At 48.4% G+C, this 23915-nt stretch carries 11 protein-coding genes; 10 read left to right on the forward strand and 1 reads right to left on the reverse strand.

Going from position 1 to position 23915, the window contains the following annotated elements; all coding sequences use genetic code 11:
- Positions 1 to 187: 187 nt before the first annotated feature.
- Positions 188 to 3004, reverse strand: a complete 2817-nt coding sequence (locus OM416_RS24810) for an endo-beta-N-acetylglucosaminidase (protein WP_264934058.1) — start codon at positions 3002 to 3004, stop codon at positions 188 to 190.
- Positions 3005 to 3448: 444 nt separating this feature from the next.
- On the opposite strand from OM416_RS24810, the gene OM416_RS24815 reads away from it, so the two are divergent.
- The 10 genes from OM416_RS24815 to OM416_RS24860 all read left to right on the forward strand — a co-directional run bounded on the left by OM416_RS24815 (position 3449) and on the right by OM416_RS24860 (position 23675).
- Positions 3449 to 5236: a sensor histidine kinase gene (locus OM416_RS24815; protein WP_264934270.1), complete on the forward strand. Its 1788-nt coding sequence runs from the start codon at positions 3449 to 3451 to the stop codon at positions 5234 to 5236.
- A gap of 1 nt (position 5237) precedes the next feature.
- Positions 5238 to 6752: a response regulator transcription factor gene (locus tag OM416_RS24820; protein WP_264934060.1), complete on the forward strand. Its 1515-nt coding sequence runs from the start codon at positions 5238 to 5240 to the stop codon at positions 6750 to 6752.
- Positions 6753 to 7032: 280 nt separating this feature from the next.
- The gene (locus OM416_RS24825; protein WP_264934062.1) at positions 7033 to 8505 is read left to right on the forward strand and encodes an ABC transporter substrate-binding protein; all 1473 of its coding nucleotides are present in this window, start codon (positions 7033 to 7035) and stop codon (positions 8503 to 8505) included.
- Between the two features lie 77 nt (positions 8506 to 8582).
- A complete protein-coding gene (locus OM416_RS24830) occupies positions 8583 to 9512 on the forward strand; it encodes an ABC transporter permease (protein ID WP_264934065.1) in 930 nt (309 codons plus the stop codon).
- Positions 9513 to 9536: 24 nt separating this feature from the next.
- Positions 9537 to 10457: a carbohydrate ABC transporter permease gene (locus OM416_RS24835; protein WP_264934068.1), complete on the forward strand. Its 921-nt coding sequence runs from the start codon at positions 9537 to 9539 to the stop codon at positions 10455 to 10457.
- A gap of 36 nt (positions 10458 to 10493) precedes the next feature.
- Positions 10494 to 12914 (forward strand): glycoside hydrolase family 3 N-terminal domain-containing protein, encoded by a 2421-nt coding sequence (locus tag OM416_RS24840; protein WP_264934271.1) that lies wholly within the window; start codon positions 10494 to 10496, stop codon positions 12912 to 12914.
- Positions 12915 to 12918: 4 nt separating this feature from the next.
- Positions 12919 to 16143: an alpha-mannosidase gene (locus tag OM416_RS24845; protein ID WP_264934071.1), complete on the forward strand. Its 3225-nt coding sequence runs from the start codon at positions 12919 to 12921 to the stop codon at positions 16141 to 16143.
- A gap of 256 nt (positions 16144 to 16399) precedes the next feature.
- Entirely contained in the window at positions 16400 to 17719 is a 1320-nt protein-coding gene (locus tag OM416_RS24850; protein WP_264934072.1) for a glycoside hydrolase family 125 protein, read from the forward strand.
- A complete protein-coding gene (locus tag OM416_RS24855) occupies positions 17716 to 20895 on the forward strand; it encodes a beta-galactosidase (RefSeq protein WP_264934074.1) in 3180 nt (1059 codons plus the stop codon). Before OM416_RS24850 ends, OM416_RS24855 begins: the two co-directional genes overlap by 4 nt.
- Positions 20892 to 23675 (forward strand): alpha-mannosidase, encoded by a 2784-nt coding sequence (locus OM416_RS24860; protein WP_264934076.1) that lies wholly within the window; start codon positions 20892 to 20894, stop codon positions 23673 to 23675. Before OM416_RS24855 ends, OM416_RS24860 begins: the two co-directional genes overlap by 4 nt.
- Positions 23676 to 23915: the final 240 nt, after the last annotated feature.

A 23915-nucleotide genomic window follows, 5' to 3' on the forward strand; every position in this document is an offset into this window, starting at 1 on the left:
TGGAGTTCGTTAAAATTTGTATTCCTTGAGAATCCGCCGTTTAGGGTGCGGTAGGTTCGTTAGCGCTTGAAGGGAGAGGGGAATCCCTCTCACGGCAGCCCTAGAAAGATTCATTTCTCGCAATGTAGGAACCTGGAAATTTAAAAGACCTCTAAGCCTCTAATTCGGTTAACCTTGCGGATCTCTTTTACCTCAGAATCGTAGTGGCTTGATTGCCCGCATAATCTTCAATAACCAGCTTCAATGAGCTGTTGCTGGACGCTGGTGTGAAGGTCAGTTCACTCAGCTTCGTTCTTCCCCGAATGATATAGGGGAATTTCTGCGAAACGTAAGTGACTCCGAACTCGCGTGCCACCCCATTTTCATAAACATAGATCTTGTACCAGTCCTCCAGATCCGGGAGGGCTAATGTATATTTCCCATCTTTTACCGTGACCTTTTCCTTGGCGTATGGTGTAATCTGAAGATCTGCGAGCTGTCCGGTATGGGTTACCGGGTTCCGCCCGCCAATGGCGATGTTCAGCACGTAATGCTCACCGTTGGTCGGAAGTCCGGTCAGGACGGCAGATTGTTTTCCTTTTTTGACCTGAAGCGACGTGGTGAAGGGTTCTTTCGTGTATTCGGTTTCTAGTGTGAGTTGAATAGACTCGTTGCCTTTTCCTTTGTCTTTATTTTTATCCTTGTCCGTATTCTTATCTTTGTCTTTGTCCGAATCTTTTGCTTTTTTCGGGTTTTTCCAGCTTACAATAGCATCACCATTCTTTTTGAATTTCACATCGATATTCTGAACGGCTGCATTCAGATCGTAAGGCAGGACGGTTGCTTCACTCTCGGTACCATCTGCACCAACCGCACGAATGGACAGTTCACCAGACGGCTGTTTTAGCGATTTGATATAAAAAGTGGAATCATACACGCCGCCTACATAGGCGCCATTTTCATATAAATTGTATTGTTTGACCTCTGAATAGTCTTTCATGTCCCATGCAACAACCAATTCATCGGTGTTGGTCAGTGCTTTGGCAATATGGAATCCGGTAGGTGCATCCGGTGCAGCCGCTGAACCATCAAATATACGGATCTCACCAATGTTCATCTGATAATTCTCTATAGACTCGCCATTCGGGTCAAAAGATAATCCCATAGCGGCAATGGTTTTGCCTTGATAGGTGCTCAAATCCAGCGAAGTTGTCTTCCAACCTGTAGTATGTTGGCCTGACTGAGGCACTTCCACATTGACCACGTTGGATGGATCATCTTCGAAGATCAACCCAACATGCAGGGAGGAAGCGTCACTAGTCGACGGTTTGTTATACGTCAGTTCCAGTTTCGATTGTCCGTTGACGGACAGGTCGGTCTTGTACAGGCGCAGGAAGTTCTCCGCGTTCAGTGTACCGTTCACCACGAGTGAGCTGCCGCCATTAAACGCGCCAATGGAGTCATAGGTGTACCTTGCGCCTTTCTCGTAGGTTGGACCATAATCAAAATCAACACTCAGCTTGTCGCCTTCACTATCCATCCACCATTGCCAGGTGACAGGGATATCCTGAATGTTGATATTGGACCATTCCTTGTCGTTTGAGACTGCGCCATCTTCATAATATTTCAGACCGTGGCCCGTGTTGAAACTTGTTGCAAAATTGGAGCCGTTGATGACGGATCGCTCGGTCAGATACGCAGCGATTCCATCCCAGTTTGCACCGGAAGCATATACATCCGACAGATCGGCAGTCGCATTACGACGTGCATCTGTTGGGTCTTGATTTGGCCCTGACCACCATGCACGATCGCGCACAAAGGTCATCCATTGGTACTCATCCTCAGCTCGATGATTCGTGCTGCCATCGCCCATCTCTTCATCCAGGGCGTTGTGAGTGAAGTCAGCACCCAATGTTGCGATACTATTCATGGGCTGACCATTTTCATCCAGGTTATGGCGCAGGTCGTAGGACTGCTTCCAGCGGCCGAATTTGTCATGACCACCTTCAACACCAGCAAATACGGTTTCCAGTGGATCAAGTCCCAAACTAAGGGCATGATCACGGGAGTCGCGGAGCATCTTGTGGTTCCATACATAGTTCAGGAAGATGGAATCCGAGACTCTGCCGAGAACGGAATCTTGTACAAAGGGACTGTTAAGCCCATTAAATTGGTTCTGATATTGGATCTTGCCCGTTGTATTGATGGTGGAATCATACCACTGGACGTACAGGCCTTCATCTCTTAGATATTTCATGAATTTCTTGTAGGAAGCGATATCTTCAGGGGCTACACCCCGGGCAACCTCTTCCTGGTTGAAGAAATATCCATCGTAGTTGTAGTATTCTGCCATCTCGGCCAGTTTCTCGGCCACAGGGAAATTACCGTTTTCATCCTGGATCAGCATTTGTTTATAGGTTTGTGGCCCGCGGTCATTGTCCGAGAAAAAGATGTTGGCAATCGACTTAACACCGTTTTTGTGGGCTGCATTGGTATAGGCCGGATTCGGAATATTCAAAATGCCAAACTCGAAGTATTTCTCCGTCCATTCCTTACTGGGATCGTATAATTCCTCCGGTACTCCGGCAGAGGCCATGCCGTGCCAATAGCTGTAGTAGTCTGTATATTGCCAATAGTTAAAGAGATACTGGCTGAATTCATTGGTATATGGTGTGCTATCGAAGAATGCATTGCCGTAATCACCACTCATCGTGAACAGTTGGGTTTCCGGGCTAAGCTCAGGATAAGCTTGTGTGGCAGCGAACGCTTCATTACGGGGCTGCAAGGGAACATGGGCACGAAGCAGATCACCATGGATATCACTTTCCGGTGTCCAGTTCAGAATCTGGGCTGAGGTGTACCCGTGTTGATAGGGCTGATTCACCCCTTTGGCACTTTCACCGGTGTAAGGGAGCGTGTCTCCGGCATAAACGGATGATGCAACAACTTGTCCAAGCAGAGCCGTAGTCAGGACCATGGCAGTTACTTTGGGAATGATGCCTTTCGGTTTGAGTTTGCGTGTCATGCTGTTCCTCCTTCAAGTGGAATGAATGTAAGGTATTCTTTTACACAAAGCTAAACTTATGGTTAACGATAGTGGATGAAAGCGTTTTTAAATAGGGTGAAATTAAAGAATCGCTAGTACAAACTAAAGAAAAGTTCCAGGTGACAAGTTAATGTCAGAAGCCTGGTGATATAATTCAATATAAGTTGAACTAATCATTTACACGATAACGGAGAGGACAGAAGAAACCTGAAAAAGCGAAGCGTTCGCCTTTATCACCGGATTTTCCCTTAAGAAAAGAGAATCGAAAAAATCTGGGGATAACAGCGATTGGAAGGTTATTCTGTCATCGTAGTGTCAGTGTAAGTAATCTTTAGTTCAACTTATATAGTCAGGAAAACAGCATCGGAGGGAACATGCGACTTGAAAATTGTTAGCGTTTACAATAATTTCTTCAAAAATAATATGTTTATGAAAATGCTGCTGATCTTCTCGATGATATCGATTGTCACGATCATTACATTGTCTTATATCATTTTCCTGTCGGTGTCCGACTCCACGATTCGCCGGGAACTGGCGATCCAGAAAGCGGCAATGGAACATGTGGATCGAACCATTCATCAGCAGTATGAATCGGTACAAAACATGGTGAGGGACATGCATCAGAATGAGGCACTGTCTGCCAACATTACGTATCTGATGAATCATTCGTACGCTGAATATGTTCAGCACATGACCAATGGATATTACGCCAATCAGGACGACTATTCGGCCGATGTGTTGAAACATTTTCAGAATATCATGGATCGCAATTCGGATATTAACCAACTCATGTTGTATAGTGCTGAGCAGCAGGATCTATCCACATTTAATCAACATAAGCAGTTCCGCAAGCTGGACACGAATATAGCCCATTCCTATATTCCGGACGTGATGGCGATGGAAACGCCCAATATCAGTGCCCCCAATTCCTGGATTCGCAAAGAGATCAATCAATGGGACCCTGCACTCTATTCCATCCGCGTACCGATTAACAATACACAGACTCTTCGTAATCTGGGCCAGTTTCTTGTCTTCTTTGACTCGGAAGGAATCGGTAACGCGCTGGATAACTATGAGAGCAATCTTAAGGGAGAAATCGTGGTGTTATCAGCCAAAGGCACAGTGTTGTTTGACTCCAACAATCAGTATTACGGGAAAAAGTACCCTTACGTGAATGTGGCCGATTCCCTGTTTGATCAGACGGATATGGATGCGATGAAAAAGGAGAAGAACATGTATGTGAACAAGTTCGTTTCTGCCGATCAGGGTTATGTGGTCATTGGCACCGTTCCGGTAGAAGAGATGGCTGAGACCTATGCGGGCATTCGCAATACCATCATCTCCATCAGTATCGTATGTATTTTGTTTGCGGTGCTGGTTCCGGCGTTTTTCATTATTAACTTTGCCAAACGAACCCGCAGAATTATTCGCTTCACCCAAAAAGTGAAATACGGCAACTTCACGGCTCGCATCGACGATCCGCGTGATGATGAACTGGGGCAGATCTCACATAGCTTCAATGACATGCTGGACGAGCTCAATCTGTACATTGAACGGGTCTACAAAGCCGAGATCAAACAGAAGGAGACCGAGCTGGTCGCATTACAGGCACGTATCAACCCTCACTTTCTCTACAATACGCTTGAAGTGATTCGGATGAGGGCCATATCTCAGGGGGCGAGGGATGTCGGGGAGATGATCTATAGCCTATCCGTATTGTTCAAGAGCCTGGTACAGCAAAAGAAAAACTATACGCTGAAGGATGAGATGGAAGCTTGCCGCTTATATCTGGAGTTATTCCGAATCCGCTACAAGGATATTTTCATATATACGATCCAGATTGACCCTTCGTATTATCAACACCCTGTGGTCAAACTTTCGCTGCAACCTATCATTGAGAATTATGTCGTGCACGGCATCCAGACAGAACGTTCGGATAACCGATTATCGATTGTTGTGGAAGAGACGGATGATGTGGTGCAGGTGGAAGTCAAAGATAATGGCAAAGGTATTGATCCAGCACGCCTGACGGAAATCCTTGAAGAACTGGAACGTCCTGAAGAGTCCGGTCAGATGTTCGGGCTGCGCAGTGTTCATAGTCGATTGCGTTTCCTGTACGGGCCAGAGTTCGGCATTACCATTGAGAGCACCCTCGGGGAAGGAACACGGATCAGGGTGCGTTATCCACATACTGAAGGGACAGGTGTTTAACATGTACAAGGTGTTTATTGTGGACGATGAGCCGTTCATCATTGAAGGGTTATACGATATTGTGGATTGGTCTTCATTTGGTATGGAAATTGTGAGTCATGCAGGTAATGGGCAGGCCGCGTTACAGGCGCTCTCCTCTCAGCCCGTGGACATTCTGATTACGGATATATCGATGCCACTCATGAATGGTCTCGACCTGATTCGGGAAGCAAGGCGAGTGCAACCTCAGATTAAGGTCATTATCCTGAGCGGTTTCAATGAGTTCGAATATCTGAAGGAAGGCATGCAGCTGGGGATCGAAAACTATCTGCTCAAACCGATTAATGTGGAGGAACTGGAATCCACGCTGAGCAACACAGCGTCCAAGCTCGATCATACGGTGTCACCTCAAGCTGATGATGCGTATGGCATCCAGATTCTGAAAGATAACATTCTTCATCGATGGCTTACGGGACAGATTGCAGCTACTGAATTTGAAGAACGTGCCCAGTTTATGAACCTTTCGTTGGGTGCACCGGACGTTGCTGTGGCTGTCTTGCGGGACAAAGAACAGACATCTGGCATGTTTGAACGTGTGGAAGAGATGTTGAGAGACAGACGCCATCTGAACGTATTTCATGATATCGATGGAGACATCGTCATTATTGCCAATATTCAGGGTACTAGCGACGAGGAACAGAAGTTGATGGGTGGCCTTCAGGCATTATCTGACGCAATAACAATAACGCATCCTGCGGTACGCATTGGGGCAGGCAGGTTGATGAAGGGGCTGTACCATGCGCCGACCAGCTATGCTGAGGCCAAAAAAGCACTCCAGTATGTCATGATCTATCCCGAGCTTAAAGTGATCGACCATGCGATACTCGAAAGGTGCGGAAGTTCAACGGCGACCTTCTTCATCGATTGGAGGGAGTACGCCAAACTTATTTTGTCCCGGAATACAGAGCAGCTTGCCGACCGGATTCGCATGGATTTTGAACAGCATCGCGATGGACTTACGCCTGGGGAACTGCAGAACACTGCACTGGAAGTTGTGATTCGCTTCAAAATGGAACTGGAGGGCATCAAACATTCGGATGAGTCTGCCATATACCAACAAGGGCTTCAACTTGTGCTGGACAGTGGCACTTTTGATGAACTCGTGCGGGCACTTCAGCAGGTTGGGTCGCAGACGATCCAATCCCTATTGCAGGATCTGAAGAATCCAATTGTGAACCAAGTGCTTCAGCATATCGACAAGCACTACGCAGAAGAACTCTCCTTGAAGCTGCTGGGAGCCCACTATCATCTGCATCCGGTGTATTTGGGACAATTGTTCCATAAGGAGACCGGGGAAACGTTTGCCGAATATATCAACAAATACCGGATTGAACGTGCGAAGGAGCAGTTACGCAATTCGAATCTGAAGGTACATGAGATCGCCCGAAATGTAGGGTACTGGGAGACAGGGTATTTCTATAAACAGTTCCGCAAATATGTAGGAATTTCACCGACTGATTTCAAGGTGTTTGGTTAATGCGGTGACGGGTAGATCCAACTGTGCGGACGGAGTCCAAGAGACATATCGGGAACAGGAAAGGCATGTGATGAAGATCATGCCATACGTTACCCGGCATGTCTCTTTCATGTAAGCGATTTATTAAAACAGGGATAAATTTAATGCCCAAGGATGATTTGTCTTTAATTTGTACCTCGAAAACTTAAGTTTATCTTCTTTTTGTAAATGCTTTCATTCGATAAGGTTAAAGCAGTTAGTTGTAGAGCTTAAGGGAACACGAAAAGGGAGGATCAAAGAAATGAGTAAACAAAGAAAACGTTTCTCGCTCGTTCTTGCATTGTTAATGGCCGTTACACTTGTTCTTAGTGCCTGTGGAGGAAGCAAAAGTGCTTCAGAATCCGGCGGAGCGGGAGATGACGCGGTCGAGTTGATCTGGTACACCATCGGTACCCCGCAGAAAGACGTCAATAAAGTGATGGAAGAAGTCAGCAAGTATACCAAAGAGAAAATTAACGCCACCGTGACGATGAAGATGGTTGACTGGGGTGACTACCCACAGAAGATGCAGGTTAACGTAGCATCCGGTGAGCCAATGGATATTCTGTTCACCTCTTCGGGTGGATTCGATTATGTACAAAATGCAAGAAAAGGTGCGTTCCTTGAACTGGATGACTTACTTACCGAATACGGTCAAGATCTCACTAAGACCATCGATCCTGCATTCCTCAGCGGTTCGAAGGTAGATGGACACAATTACGGAATTCCAGCCAACAAAGAGCTGCCTCAACAAGAGGTATGGCGCTTTAACCAAATGCTGGTTGATAAATACAAGCTGGACATCTCTGGCATCCGTACATTAGACAGCCTGGAGCCTTTGCTCAAAACGATCAAGGAAAATGAGTCGAGTGTAACTCCTTTTGCCATGGATAAGAACTATGTTCCTTACGTGCCTTATGACTATGTCATCCAGAACCTGCCGATGGCAATCAAGCTGGATACAACGGACTATAAACTCGTGAACATATTGGAAACACCTGAAATGAAAGAAGCACTCACCACCATGCACAAATACTACAAAGCTGGTTATGTATCGGCAGAAGCGGCAACAACAGGTTCCACAAACGATCTGACAACATCAGGCAACTGGTTCCTGGATCGTGCGCAGACTCAGCCGCTCGCGGACAATCAATGGTCTGCAAGTTACGGTTATGAAGTCGTTTCGACTCCAGCAAGTGATGCGATCATTACCAATACATCTGTACAAGGCTCCATCATGGCGATCTCGGCCAACTCGGAATATCCGGAGAAAGCGATGGAATTCCTGAACCTGTTGAATACAGATCCGGTGCTGCGCAATATGGTAGATTCCGGTATCGAGGGTACACACTACAAAAAAGTGGATGACACGCATATGGAAAATCTGCCTGAGTCGAAAAACTACGATATGCCTTCATATTCCCTGGGGAACAACATGCTGCTCTTCCTGAACAGCAATGACCCTGATAACAAATGGGATGAGTTCAAGAAGTTTAATGCTGAAGGTGTTAATTCCCCGATCCTCAGCTTCAACTTCGATGCAAGCAATGTATCTGCTGAACTAACGGCGGTACAGAACGTGAAAGAGCAATATTGGGCAGCACTGATGACAGGTACACTGGACCCGGCGACTAATCTGGATCAAGTGATTGAGAAGTTCAATCAAGCCGGACTAGAGAAAGTAATGGCTGAAGCCCAAAGCCAGCTGGATGCCTGGAGAGCGGAAAACAAGTAACGGTACAACGTAAGGATCGGGCGGCTGCTTATCGCGTCCGGTCCTTTTTCATTCAAGCCTGAAGGAGGATATCCACAATGACTACATTTTTGAAAAATATAATTAGAAACCGAGTCATGTTGCTCATGGTGCTGCCAGGCGCCATCTGGTTCTTCTTCTTCTCTTACTTGCCACTCGTGGGAACCGTGGCTGCCTTCAAGCAATATCGATTCAGCCGTGAAGGGTTCTGGGCAAGTCTGATCAAGAGCGAGTGGGTAGGCTGGGACAATTTCAAATTCCTGTTCAGCACAAGCGACGCTTGGCTGATTACGCGCAATACCCTGTTTTATAACATCGCGATTATTTTCTTGGGATTGATATTCGCTGTGGCATTGGCGATCCTGCTCTCGGAACTGATCAATAAACGACTCGCCAAACTATATCAAACGGGTATGTTCCTGCCGTATTTCCTATCCTGGGTTATCGTTGGTTACTTCGCATTCAGCTTCCTGAGCATGGACCGGGGGATGTTGAATCAGATCATTGGATGGTTCGGAATGGAACCAATTCAGTGGTACTCCGAGGCGAAATACTGGCCCTATATTCTGGTTTTCGTCGCATTATGGAAAACAATCGGATACAACAGCATTGTCTATCTGGCCTCCATCATGGGGATTGATAAATCGCTGTATGAAGCAGCCATGATCGATGGGGCAAACAAATGGCAGCAGATTCGTAATATTACGATTCCATTGCTGTCGCCCATCATTACAATTATGACCTTGCTGGCCGTAGGCCGCATTTTCTATGCCGACTTTGGACTGTTCTATCAGGTACCAAGGGACTCGGGTACGCTCTATTCCGTTACGAATGTTATTGATACGTATGTGTATCGTGGTTTGAAAACAAGTGGGGAGATTGGCATGAGTACAGCAGCGGGATTGTATCAATCCGTCGTGGGCTTTGTACTCGTCATTATCTCCAACTATGTTGTGCGCAAAGTAGATAAAGACAGCAGCCTATTCTAGGACAAAGGAAAGGAGTGAACCACTATGGCTCAAGCAGGGCTTGTTAAAAAACGCGACTTCCACCACGTATCCAGCGGTTGGAACGTGATCATGAACATTATCGCAGGTCTATTCGCTCTGATCTGTGTATTTCCTTTTATATTTGTCGTCATCATCTCGTTTACGGACGAGAAAGCGCTGGCTCGTGACGGGTATCGACTGATTCCGGCAGAATGGAGCCTCGCAGCATATCAGTTTGTCTGGCAGAGTGGGGACACGCTGCTGCGGGCGTATGGGGTTACCATTCTGGTGACGGTACTCGGTACCATTATCAGTCTGATTCTCATGTCGCTGTATGCCTACGCAATTTCACGCAAGAGCTTCCGATATCGGAGATTCTTCTCCATATTTGCAATCTTGACCATGTTGTTCAACGGCGGGATGATTCCGACCTATATGGTCGTATCCCAATTGCTTGGACTGAAAGATACCGTATGGGCACTGATTCTGCCGCTGGCGATGAATGCCTTCTATATTATGATTCTGCGTACGTTCTACTCCACCAGTGTGCCGGATGCGGTCATTGAATCAGCGAAAATTGATGGAGCCGGGGAGTTCTATACCTTTATGAAAATCGTGGTTCCACTCTCGTTGCCGGGGCTCGCAACCATCGGGTTGTTTAGTACACTCGGTTACTGGAACGATTGGTTCAATGCGCTGTTATATATTGATAATCCCAATCTGGTACCCCTGCAATCCATGCTGATGCGAATTGAGTCGAGCATCCAGTTTATCCAGCAGAACTCTGCGAACAGTTCGATGAGTCTGGCAGCCATGCAGTCCATTCCGCAGGATACGTCCCGAATGGCGATGGTTGTGCTTGCCACGTTGCCGATTATATTCGCTTACCCGTTCTTCCAGCGTTATTTCGTACAGGGTCTGACGGTGGGCGCGGTCAAAGAATAGCCTGATCACGCTATAGGATTGGAGAGATGCAGATTGATGACTTATAAGGACAAGAACAGATCCGTAGAGGAACGGGTGCAGCACCTGCTGAGCCTGATGACGACGGAAGAAAAGGTAGGGCAACTCACTCAGCCATTTGGCTGGCAGATCTATACGAATGATCAAGGGAAAATCACGTTAAATGAATCCTTTAAGCAGCAAGTGGAAAATGGGGGCATCGGCTCCCTCTATGGTGCGCTCCGGGCAGATCCCTGGACTGGCGTTACGCTGGAAAATGGACTGTCCGCCAGAGAAGGCGCTGAGGTGGTGAATCTCATTCAACGCTATGCGGTGGAGCATTCCAGACTGGGCATTCCCATCCTGATCGGGGAAGAGTGCTCGCATGGTCATATGGCCATCGATGGAACGGTCTACCCTGTCCCCCTTTTACTGGGGAGCACCTGGAATGTGGATCTGTATCGGGAGATGTGCCAGGCAGTAGCACGGGAGACACGTGCCCAAGGTGGTGCAGTCACCTATTCTCCGGTATTGGATGTTGTGCGTGATCCGCGCTGGGGACGTACGGAGGAATGCTTCGGGGAAGATCCGTATCTCATAGGAGAACTGGCGGTTGCTTCCGTGGAAGGACTTCAGGGTGAAAGTCTTGACCGTGGGGATACAGTAGCGGCAACGCTGAAACATTTTGTTGGTTACGGAAGCTCGGAAGGTGGACGTAATGCAGGTCCTGTACATATGGGCTGGCGTGAACTGCTGGAAGTAGATCTGTATCCATTCCGTAAAGCTGTAGAAGCAGGTGCGCAGTCCATCATGCCAGCGTATAACGAAATTGATGGTACACCTTGTACGGTAAATACGGAATTGTTGGAAGATATTTTGCGTAAGGATTGGGGCTTTGACGGTCTGGTCATTACGGATTGCGGTGCGATCAACATGCTGGCAAGTGGGCATGATGTCGCGGTAGATGGACTGGATGCATCGGTGCAGGCGATCGAGGCAGGCATCGATATGGAAATGTCCGGTGAGATGTTTGGGCAATATTTGGTGCAGGCGGTGGCAGAAGGCAAGCTGGATATGCAGGTTCTGGATCAGGCTGCCTCTCGCGTGCTGGCGTTGAAGTTCAGACTGGGCTTATTCGAACAGCCTTACGTAGATGCAGATCGCGCAGCGGAAGTCATTGGCAGTGAGCAGCATATTCAACTGGCACGCCAGTTGGCGGCTGAAGGGGTTGTGCTTCTCAAAAATGGGGCTGACACGCTACCTCTATCCACAGCAACAGCTGGACGAATTGCCGTTATTGGTCCCAATGCGGATCAAGCGTACAATCAACTCGGCGATTACACGTCGCCACAACCTAAATCCAAAGTGGCGACCGTGCTGGATGGAATTCGCAGTAAGTTAGCTGGCAGTGTACACGGACATACGAATGAGGTCGCTGATCGTCATGGGATGGATGAAGAAGATGGCCATCCGGCTGGATCTAGGGATAATCATGCTTTGAAGAATGTGGCAAACGATATAGATCGTGATGTTTCCGAGGTGCTATATGCACCGGGCTGCCGGATCAAAGGTGATTCGAAAGAAGGATTTGAGCGTGCCATCGAAGTTGCCAGCCAAGCGGATACCGTTATTATGGTCGTGGGCGGCTCCAGTGCGCGTGACTTTGGAGAAGGAACGATCGATCTGAAGACGGGTGCTTCCAATGTGTCGGATGACTCATGGAACGATATGGAGTGCGGCGAAGGAATCGACCGGATGACACTGGGTCTTGCCGGAGTACAGCTGGAGCTCATTCAGGAGATTCACAAGCTCGGCAAGAAGCTTGTCGTTGTTTACATCAATGGTCGTCCGATCACTGAACCTTGGGTAGATGAACATGCCGATGCGATTCTGGAGGCGTGGTATCCGGGTCAAGAGGGCGGACATGCCATTGCAGATATTTTATTCGGTGATGTGAATCCGTCAGGCAAATTGACGATCTCCATTCCGAAGCATGTCGGTCAGTTACCGATCTACTATAACGGCAAACGTTCTCGAGGCAAAAGATATCTGGAAGAGGATCTGGAGCCACGTTATGTATTTGGATACGGACTTAGCTATACCACATTTGAGTATAGCGAGCCGAAACTGAGTGCTGAGTCTATGACAGCCGGTGATTCAGTTACTGCATCGGTGAATGTGACCAACACCGGCCTTCATGCAGGTGCAGAAGTTGTACAGATGTACATCTCTGACGTGGTCAGTTCACTTACTCGTCCCGCCAAGGAACTGAAGGGGTTTACGAAAGTGAACCTGGAGCCTGGAGAGACACAGACCGTGGAATTCCAAATCGGAGCTGAGCAGTTGCAGTATATTGGTCGTGATTTGAAGCCTGTTGTTGAACCGGGACAATTCCATATTCATATCGGCAGCAGCGTAAACGATACGCAAATGGCCGAACTGACTGTAAGGGAGGCGTAAGATTTTGGAACGTATCAGACGATTTATTCGCGAGTTGTCCGAACATCAGTGGCTGGAGCAATTGCAGCTGCGCAGCTGGGACATTGCCCGCGCTTATTATCATGTGCCAGGACAGTATGAGGATCAGGGTGATTACCCGGAAGGGCAAGATTTTGAGCGTTTTCCGAGCAAACAGGGAACGACTTATTTTTTTAGAACACGTTTGGAGATCCCTGCCACATGGCAGCAAGCACCTTATGGGCTTGTATTTGAAACTGGAGGAGAAGGTTTACTTCGGGTGAATGGACACTCCTATCAGGGTTTGGACCGCAATCACACCTACGTCACCCTTGATCCGTCCAAAGTCGGAACCGCTCCAGAACTGGAGATCGAAATGTTCGATCCGGTACCTGAACCCGTGGACCCGTTGAACCAACAGGCGGTTATTCAGCCGCCGATCACATCGATTACCAGCCTGCTGGTGAGACCCAATGAAGCGGTTCGCAGTCTGATGTACACCGTTATTATTGTGCGTGATTCGGCTGTGCTGCTGCCCGAAAGTGACTTCAGGCGGGTTCGCCTGTTAGAACTGCTGTATCGTGCGATGGATCAATTCGTAGGCATGTCAGCAGAAGAGATCAAGCAGGGAGAAGGTATTCGCCAGATTGAGGATAATCTGATGCATCATGTGCGTGAGATTGGCGGCAACGCGGAAGGTCTGGAGCATATGGTGGGACAATCCCATATCGATATTGCCTGGCTGTGGCCTGTACGTGAGACGGTTCGCAAAACAAGCCGTACCTTCTCCACCGTGGATGCACTCATGAATGAATATCCCGACTATGTCTATTCCCAGAGCCAACCCTTATTATATGCATTTCTGAAGGAGCATGATCCCGAGCTGTATGCGCGGGTGAAGCAGCGGATTGTAGAAGGCCGCTGGGAGCTGGTTGGCGGTATGTGGGTTGAGCCGGATCTGAACATCCCTAGTGGGGAATCCCTGATTCGCCAGATGTTGTATGGTCAGCGCTTCTATATGGAGGAGTTCGGCAAGACATCACAGATTGAATGGCTGCCGGATACGTTCGGGTACTGTGCCTCACTGCCACAGATTTTGAAGCATGGCAATGTGGAGTATTTCATGACGACAAAGCTCGGCTGGAATGACACGAATGTGTTTCCATATGATCTGTTTCACTGGGTGGGCATTGATGGCACACCAATTCTGTCTTACCTCAATCATGGTGTTAACGAGCATACGTTGCCGAAGGACATTCATGATCACTGGCAGTCCTATCGTGAGAAAGCAGCACATCCGGAGCATATGCTTCTGTACGGACACGGAGATGGCGGTGGAGGAGTAACACGCGAGATGTTGGAGTATGTGGATCGGGCAGACCTGATGGTTGGACAGCCCGCAAGTCGATATAGCACAGCTGGAGCTTTCTTTGCCGGAATCGAAAAGGAACAGCCTGTACTTCCGAAGTGGCATGGTGATCTGTATCTGGAGTTACATCGGGGAACCTACACGACTCATGCACGCAACAAGCGAAACAATCGGAAAGCGGAGGTTCTGTATCGTGAAGCTGAGCTGTGGAATACACTTGCTCTGCCAGATATGGAGGCGGATGCAGAAGCTGAAGTACGTTCGAATCTGCATGAAGGCTGGAAGCTGATTTTGCTGAATCAATTCCACGATATTATACCGGGATCGGCAATTACGGAATCCTACGTGACTTCGAATGAGGAATATGTACAGGTATTTGAATTAGGTAGAACTGGATTGAGTCAAGGCGTTGCAGCATTAACAACCGGTATCAACACACAGGGGCCAGAAGGTTCCGTGGCCTATGTTGTGTTCAACAGCTTGGGCTGGAAACGGAGTGCAGTCGTTCAACTTCCTGTGCAGGATGGTTTTGATCGCTACGGGATCGATGAAGAAGGCCAGCGCCTGCGAATGGATCGGGAGGATGGCAGCATGTCTATTCTTGTGACGGACATTCCGGCGTTTGGATATAAGACGATTTGGCTGGTACCGGAAAATACAAGGGAAACGAATGTACGGGAAATGACGAACCTTGCCGCACAACCAACCTTTAAGGATACATGGGATACCGCCCTGTATCATGTGCAGTTCAACGAACGAGGGGAGATCACACGTCTGTGGGATAAGACTGCTGAGCGTGAGATGCTGAAGCCGGGTGAACGAGGCAATCTACTTCACTTCTTCCACGATCGTCCGACGTTATGGGATGCATGGGATATCGACAGTCGTTATGAAGAACAGATTGCTGGCGAAGTGGAGCTGTTGGAGAAAAAGCTGGTGCTGGCGGGTACAACAAAGGATGTCCTGCGCTTCCGCTGGAAGCTACATCAATCGGAAATCACACAAGATATCGTCTTTTATCATGACTCACGACGAATTGACTTTCAGACACAAGTGAACTGGAATGAAGATCACAAGCTTCTGAAAGTTGGTTTCCCAATTGATGTGGTGACCTCCAAGGCCACATTCGAGATTCCATTTGGCGCACTGGAACGTCCAACGCATCGCAACACAAGCTGGGAACAAGCACAGTATGAGGTCTGTGGACACCGCTTCGCGGATGTCTCCGAGTATGGATACGGCGTGAGCCTGCTCAATGACTGCAAGTACGGTTACGATGTGCAAGGAAGCACGATTCGTTTGTCCCTGCTGCGTGCACCCAAATGGCCTGATCGCACAGCCGATCTGGGAGAACATGAATTCACGTATTCCCTATACCCACATGACGGAGACTGGAGAACAGCACACACCGTACGTCAGGCAGCTGAGTTGAATCATGAAGTGACGATACAGCAAGTGCAACAAGTACAACAAAAGGGTCAGATACAACAAGAGCAGCAGATGGAGCAGGTACAGCAGAGGGAAGAAGTAAAGCAAAGCACAGGGACTGGAGTCGATCCAATTACAGATGCAACTGCAAATGCGGTACCTGTACGCCCGGCAACCGGAGCATGGATTGATTTTGATAGTAACCATGTCATTCTGGATACGCTCAAACTGGCAGAGGACGGACAAGGGACCATACTGCGTTTCTATGAATCGTCAGGCAAACGCGAAAACATCACATTGCAATGGCCACATGCCTTTGAACAAGCGTATCACTCCAACGCATTGGAAGAACCGATCAAACCACTGGCCCATACCCATGGCCAGATAACACTATCTTTTAAACCTTACGAAATACAAACCGTGCTACTGCGGTAAACTTTTTTGAAATATTTTTGAGCTATATATGTCCAGCTCTTTATTCACACGTTAACGGAGAGGACAGAAATAACCAGAAGAAGCGTCAGCGTTCGCCTTTATCCCCGGATTTACCCTTTACAAAAGGGAATCAAAAAATCTGGGGATAACAGCGATCGGAAGGTTATTCTGTCATCGTAGTGGTCTAGTGTGAATGTTCTCAGCCTGATCATTTATAGCTACACCATTCAATTTGTTTAAGGAGTTGCACTCATCCATGGAACAGTTCAGATTACCCAAAATACCCATGCCGCCCGTCGCCATGCCACAATCCATTCAGGCCGTGCTCGAAGAAGCGGAACAAAAGCTGGCTCACCGACCAAAACTGCTTCAATTATTCAAAAACTGCTTCCCCAACACCATCGAAACAACAACCAAGTTGATGGAGGACGGTACCACTTTTGTCATCACGGGAGATATTCCAGCTTCTTGGCTGCGTGATTCTGTGGAGCAGGTGATACACTACATTCCGTTTGCAAAGGAAGATGTGGACCTGCAATGCATTATTGGCGGGCTGATCAAACGTCATATCCAGTATGTTCACATTGATCCGTATGCCAATGCATTCAATGAGACAGCCAATGATTGGCACTGGAACACCACGGACGAGACCGAGATGTCACCTTGGGTGTGGGAACGTAAATTTGAGATCGATTCAATATGTTTCGTTGTACGGCTAGCCTATTTATATTGGAAGGAAACCGAGCTGACCGATATTTTCGATTCCAGCTTCAAGGCAGCGATGCGTAAAATCGTGGACCTGTTCAAAGTGGAACAGCATCACATGGAACAATCTCCGTATCGCTTCACTCGCAATAACGGTATCCCAACAGATTCCCTGCGCAATCACGGCAAAGGCATGCCAGTCAACTACACGGGTATGATCTGGTCTGGCTTCCGTTCCAGTGACGATGCTTGTGATTTCCACTACAACATTCCGGGCAATATGTTTGCGGTTGTCGCTTTGCGCCAAATGCAGGAGTTTGCCGAGTGGGTATTCCGGGATATGGAACTTTTGCAGGAATTGAAGGATCTGGAGCAGGACGTAGATCACGGCATTCAGTTATATGGTATTTATCGTCATCCCGAATTTGGACCGATCTATGCGTACGAGACGGATGGTTATGGCAACCACTGTCTCATGGACGATGCAGGTACACCGGGACTCATGTCCATTCCATATCTGGGTTACGTCACAGCGGATGATCCGATCTACCAGAATACGCGCCGCTTCGCCTTGAGCAAAGAGAACCCGTTCTATTATGAGGGCAAGGTTGCCAAAGGAATCGGTAGCCCGCACACACCACCGGATTACATCTGGCATATGGGCTTATCAATGCAGGGACTGACTGCACAGTCTGCCGAGGAGAAACTGGAAATTATTCGCATGCTCGAAGCGACAGATGCAGATACAGGTTATATGCATGAAGGCTTCCACGCCGATGATCCGACGATTTTTACACGAAAATGGTTTGCATGGTCCAACAGCCTGTTCTCCCAGTTGGTCTACAGATCAATGAAGGATGGCCTGTTATGAGTATCCAGCCTAATGATCAAAAGCTGATTATCTTCGCTGATCCTGCGTTTCCAGTGGATGGTGCTTTTCCAATTCCACAGGCTGTGAATGCATGGAAAGCAGTCGAAGAGATCACTGTTGTAAACGCCGAAGAACTCGCAGAGGTGTTGAAGACCACAGCAGGTGAAGGATGCTTCGTAAATCTGCACGCACCCTATTTTCCAAAATCCGCTTGGACGGAGATTGCAGCTTATCTGCATCAGGGAGGGAGCCTGATCAGTGTTGGAGGTGCACCCTTCAAACGTCCGGTTCGATATGAAAATGGGGCATGGGTTGTAGAGTCTGAGCAGACCGCGTATCACCAGGAACTTTATATTCATGAGGCGTTGAACGTATCTTCTGCCAATGTGCAATCGTACACGTCATCTGAACAGTTCCCGCTTCTTTCTGGTAAAGAGGGAATTTTCGAGATTTCAGATACATGGAATCTGGTTCCACATACAACCAAAACAAGTGATCTGCCTCACCAGATGGGTTCATCAGGACCGATGAGTACGCAGATTTATCCATTACTTCGTGGCATGAGCAAGGATGGACGCAGCATCGCTGCTCCGGTCGTTCTGTGGGAAAACTCCCGCGGGACTTTTGTTGGTTCACGCTGGATGTTTGTGCATCTGCCGCTGACCACCAAATTCTGGACGCAAGATGGCGCTGCCGAGATTGTAAAGTGGGCGCAATTCTGTGCGCAAGGTGTAACCGAGTTATCCCTGAAAACGAACTATGCTTCATATGAGCCAGATGAACGGGCTGTACTCATGTTGCAAGGCCAGATTTTACAGCGTGCAGGCAGCAGATGTACAACGTCTGAGCTGTGGACATTCGACATAACGGTCGAGCATGAGGATGGCACAAGTGGTAAGACGGAAAAGGTATGGAGCCATCGACTGGAGATGGAACTTTCCGGTGAGCAACGTTTCGAACGAATCCTTCTCCCGGTTTCCATTGAAAGTGGACTGTATCGGATCGTATGCCGCGCGCAGGCACCTGACGGGGAAGTTCGGACCGTGCGTCAAGGCTTCTGGGGCCAAGATGAAGCATTGCTGGCAGAAGGGGAAGTGATTACCCGCAGCAGGGACTATTTTGTAAAAGACGGACGTCCTCTTCCTGTTGTGGGCATGACCTACATGACCTCCGATGTGGCACGGAAATTTCTGTTTTTACCGAACGCAGATGTCTGGGATCGGGACATGGCTCAGATGGCGAAAGCCGGAATTAACTGGATTCGGACGGGAATCTGGACCGCCTATCGCAACATGATGCAGGTGGACGGACATATGGCAGAGGATGTGCTACGTGCCATTGATGCCTTTATTTTAACGGCGAAGCGCCACGGCTTGCAGGTTACATTCACCTTTTTCTCCTTTACACCGGAGACATGGGAAGGCACGAATCCGTATTTGGACCCTCAGAGTGTCGAGGCTCAGAAACGTTTCATTCGCAGCATCGTCAGTCGTCACACGCACACAACGCATGTGGACTGGGATCTGATTAACGAGCCATCGATGTTTGATCCAGTACGTATCTTCTCAGCTGGTCCACGCTCGGCGAGGGATTCGTATGAACAGCAGGCTTTTATCGCTTGGCTTGAGCAGCGGCATCAGACGATTGAAGCGTTGCAGGAGGCATGGAACATGTCACCGAAGCAGCTTCCCAACTTTGCAGCCGCGGTGATCCCGGAGCCGGAAGAGATTAATTTTGATGTACAGGACATGCACAAGGCCAAAAAAGGAACGCGCTGGCTTGATTACTGTCTCTTCTCTATGGAGATGCACAATGGTTGGGCTAGAGAGCTTGTAGGTACGATCAAGGATCTGGTACCGGATCATCTGGTCACCGTGGGACAGGACGAAGCCCTTGGTGCACAGCGTCCTTCGCCGTTCTTCTATGAACGTGAAGTGGACTACACAACCGTGCATTCCTGGTGGTTGAATGATGATCTGATCTGGGATGGCATTTTCGCCAAAACGCCTCATAAGCCCAATCTCATTCAGGAGACGGGCATCATGTATGTGGAAACCCCGGATGGACGAGCCAAACGTACGGAAGAAGAGCTTCGCGGCATTCTCGAACGCAAGTACGCCTATGCTTTCTCGACAGGCGGTGCAGGAGCGGTGCAATGGATCTGGAACACCAACTTTTATATGGATAATGCCAATGAGTCTCATATCGGAGCCCTTCGTGCAGATGGTACGGAGAAGCCAGAGGCGGATGTATCTTATGATTTTGGCCGATTCATGCATGGTATTCGTGATCTCTTTGAAGACCGCCAGCTGGAGGATATTGCAGTGGTGTTCCCGTATTCCAATGACTTTTCCAACCGTGCCCTCGCCTATGATGCCACAACGAAGCTGACTCGTGTGATGTCCTATGATCTGAAACTGCCGTTCCGTGCGTTATCCGAATATCATCTGGAAGCGCTGGAGCAGCAACCACCGAAGCTGATCATCGTACCGAGTCCACACAATATGGACAGCGATGCACTGTATCAATTGCTCACGTTCGCGGAGAAAGAAGGTACGAGCTTGCTCATTACCGGACCGCTGGGTCTGGACGCATACTGGAAAACAAGTGACCGGGCTGATCATATCGTAGGCAGACGCAGTCTGGGTAACGTGCAGCGGGAAGAACTGCTGAATATTAATGGAGTGAATCACCGAGTGACCTATGGACGGCGTCGTATCGCCGAGGTGGCGAAGGAGACGGTGCTTCATGGCGATAATGGTACACCAGATGAAGTACACGTTCTGCCTTTGGGTAAAGGGAAATTAATCTGGACCCCACTGCCGCTCGAGTTAAACGGACGGGATGAACCACTCGCTGAATTATATCGTTATGCCACTGAGATTGCTGGCATCGAACAGGAGTTGGAATGGATATCTGGCGGGGATGTCGCAGGAATCTATGGCCGGAAGCTGAGTTTTCCAAAAGGGAATCTCTATGTATTCGTATCGGAGTTTGCCTTGAACCATGAGGTTCACGTAAGAGATCAACGTACAGGTGTATCGTACTCGTTCCAATTGGAGAAAAATCGTTCGGTTCTTTTTGCCACAGATGCTTCCGGAAAGCTGAATGGCGTGTATCGCCCGGATGAGGTTGAGGTTGTACAACAAGATGAAAGAGGTGGGATAACACGATGACCAAGAAAAAGAGAGCACATATTATTTCGCATACCCACTGGGATCGGGAATGGTATTTGCCGTATGAGAAGCATCATATGCGTCTTATTCAGCTCGTCGATTCACTGTTGGATCAGCTTGATGAGGGATCGGACTATAAAAGCTTTTATTTGGATGGACAAACGATTATTATCGATGACTATCTTCAGGTTCGCCCGGAGCAGAAGGAACGACTGGAGAAGCATATCCGCAATGGACGGATCGTGATTGGTCCATGGTACATTTTGCAGGATGCGTTTCTGACGAGCGGAGAAGCCAATGTACGCAACATGCAGGTTGGGCACAAAGACGCAAAGCGTTACGGCACACCTTCGAAAATTGGTTACTTTCCCGATACATTCGGATTGGTTGGGCAGACTCCGCAACTGATGCAGCAATCGGGCATAGATAATGTGTTCTTTGGACGTGGCGTGAAACCTACGGGCTTCAACAATACGGTATCGGATGCCGGATATGAATCAAGCTTCTCGGAGCTGATGTGGGAAGGGCCAGACGGATCGAAAGTGCTCGGCGTATTGTTCGCCAACTGGTATTCCAACGGGAATGAAGTTCCGGTAGATGAGGTTTCGGCTCGCAAGTTCTGGGAAACCAAGCTGGCAGACGCGGAAAAATATGCATCGACCAATGAGTTGCTGTACATGAACGGATGTGACCACCAGCCAATTCAGCGAGACCTGCCAGAGGCCATTCGTATGGCTGAGCAATTATATCCTGACATTGAGTTCGTTCACTCGAATTTTCCGGATTATCTGGAAGCTTTGAGAGCATCGTCTGAACATGAGCTGTCCACGGTCAAAGGCGAATTGCGCAGCCAGCGTACCGATGGCTGGGGAACCCTGGTGAACACCGCCTCGGCTCGTGTGTATCTGAAACAGATGAACCAGCTGGGCCAGACTATGCTGGAAAAAGTGGCTGAACCCCTGGCCTCCTACGCCTATCTGCTTGGACATGCCTATCCACATGATCAACTGACGTATGCCTGGAAAACGCTGATGCAAAATCACCCGCATGACAGCATCTGTGGATGCAGTGTGGATGAGGTGCACCGCGAGATGGTAACACGGTTTGATAAGAGCCGTCATGTAGCAGAGGCTTTAATTGAAGAGAGCACCAGCCAGATTGCTACAGCTGTTGATACCTCCATCTTTGAGCGTTACGGCGAAAATGCCCGGCCTGTTGTGGTGTTTAATACAACGGGGTGGGAACGTAGCGGTGTAGTTCAGATGGAACTGGACGCGGCTCGGTTGTATTTCCGGGATGGATATACATTGGAGGAAATGGCGGCACAGATGAAAGCCGTTGACCTGTCAGATCGCATACTGGTAGATGAAGATGGTAATCACATTCCATGTACGGTGGAGGATCTGGGTCTGCAATTTGGCTATGATCTGCCAGATGATCGCTTCCGTCAGCCGTATAGCTGTCGGCGCGTTCGTATTCGTTTTGAAACAGAGAATGTAGCTGCATTTGGCCTGAAAACCTATGCATTGGTCAACTTTGCGGATGATGCTAAGAGTGGTACTCCGTCGAAAACGACTACGCTGTTGCGTGGTGAGCGTGGCATGGAAAATCAACATTTGATCGTCACGATTGCAGACAACGGTTCATTCACACTCACAGACAAACGAACAGGTCGGACTTACAAGGACCTTGGCGTGTACGAAAATGTGGGTGATATCGGTAATGAATACATGTTCAAGCAACCAGAGAATGAAGTAGCATTGACAACACAAGCGCTTCAGGCTGAGATTCGAATCCTTGAGGATACATCATACTCTGCCTCGTTCGAAGTGATTCATCAATGGGAGATACCGGAGTCTGCGGATGAGATGCTGGATCAGGAACAGCGAGAACTGATTTATTATCCACATCGCAAAGCCCAGCGTTCAACGAAAATGATTCCGCTTCAGATCCGCACGGTTGTATCGCTTAGTCGTAGTGGAAAAGGCGTGCAAATAGAAACAACCTTCAACAATCAGGCGAAGGATCATCGGGTGCGCGTCCTTTTCCCAACGGATCTCGTATCTGCTGTTCATCATGTGGATTCCATGTTCGAAATTGCAACACGTAATAACAATCCTGCACCGGAGTGGCAAAATCCAAGCAATACACAGCATCAACAGAATTTTGTGGATGTGAGTGAAAAGGACGCCGGATTGGTCGTTGCCAATCTGGGTCTGAATGAATATGAAGTCCTTCAGGATGGGCGCAACACCATCGCCGTTACGCTGCTTCGTTCTGTAGGCGAACTTGGAGATTGGGGCTTGTTCCCGACACCTGAAGCACAATGCCTTGGTGAACATACATTTAAAATCGAGATCATTCCCCACGATGGCAATGGTGCAGCATCAGGTGCATATATCGAGGCCTATCAGTTCCAGGTTCCTTGGACGCTGGCACAAACCGAAGTACACACGGGTTATCTGACACCTAACAACACACCGTTTGCATGGCAAGGAGACGGCTTGGCTTTTTCTTCACTCAAGGTGAATGAAGATTCCGGTGATGTGATGCTCCGCTGGTTCAATATGACCACCGAATCTGCTACGTTGAAGCTTGCTGCTTCGCAAGCGAATGCACAGTCATTCGAAACGGCGTACAAGAGCAACATCCTGGAGGAAGAGGGCGAAATACTTCATCTCAACAGCATAGAAGAGGCATCAACATTATCATTTGCCAGCAAGGAATGGAACATACAGACAGGTTCATGCGAGATCGTTACTGTCGGCTTGCGCCGCTAAAAAGAAGTTGTTCAAAAAGTCCGCTTTTGTCTAGCTTCCCTCCATCTTCTCGGTACTGAAAAACAGACTTTTTGAACACGCACTAAAAGGTACAGCACTGCAAGTGTACTATAAACTAGGCATTACGCTCGGTGGTGGAAGGGTTACGCTATTTACCAGATGTATCAGTTGAGTTATTGGTTGTTTTTCTATAGAATGAACAGTAGAATTGCAAATAATCGAAAGTTCCTATGCCATCAA

Source organism: Paenibacillus sp. LS1, assembly GCF_026013365.1.
Lineage (GTDB): Bacteria > Bacillota > Bacilli > Paenibacillales > Paenibacillaceae > Paenibacillus.